The 421-nt window shown below is 47.3% G+C and carries 1 protein-coding gene and 1 pseudogene; both read right to left on the bottom strand.

Going from position 1 to position 421, the window contains the following annotated elements; translation table 11 throughout:
- Positions 1–204, bottom strand: a 204-nt coding sequence (locus tag COY37_RS09005) for an ATP phosphoribosyltransferase regulatory subunit (protein ID WP_286977303.1), incomplete at its 3' end; no start/stop codon positions are given.
- 35 nt (positions 205–239) lie between these two features.
- A pseudogene (locus COY37_RS09000) lies at positions 240–421 on the bottom strand (MBL fold metallo-hydrolase); the annotation flags it as partial.

Genomic DNA, 421 nt, shown 5'->3' with positions numbered 1-421 from the left:
GAAGGTGTACATCTCTTTTTGAACGATATCGGTCGATGTACCAATGGCCCGCTGAAACACATCCGTGTGCTCGAAAATCGGGGTGACGATGGGCTCGTATTCGTATTTTTCAAATAAATCCGACGCTTTGCGCTCGAGATACCGCCACTTCTTGGCCATATCGGGCAAAATATCGGTTGTTCCTTTTGGTGCGTAAAACCGCACGTGCGTTTCCTCCTTGTTAAGTGCGAAATTATTCGTCAGTCCGTTAAATACGGATTATGCCTTCGCTCATCGCCGACCGTTGTTGAAGGACCGTGGCCCGGGTAGACTTTCACCTGGTCGGGATATTTTAATATCCGCTCCCTAACAGATTTTAACAGGGTTTCGTATGAGCCACCAGCTAAATCCGTTCTACCGATCGATCGATTAAAAAGCAGAT

The sequence above is a fragment of the Candidatus Aquicultor secundus genome, from assembly GCF_002791875.1.
Lineage (GTDB): Bacteria > Actinomycetota > Aquicultoria > Aquicultorales > Aquicultoraceae > Aquicultor_A > Aquicultor_A secundus.
The sequence above is the reverse complement of the archived record's forward strand: the minus strand, read 5'-3'. Positions and strand labels throughout refer to the sequence as shown.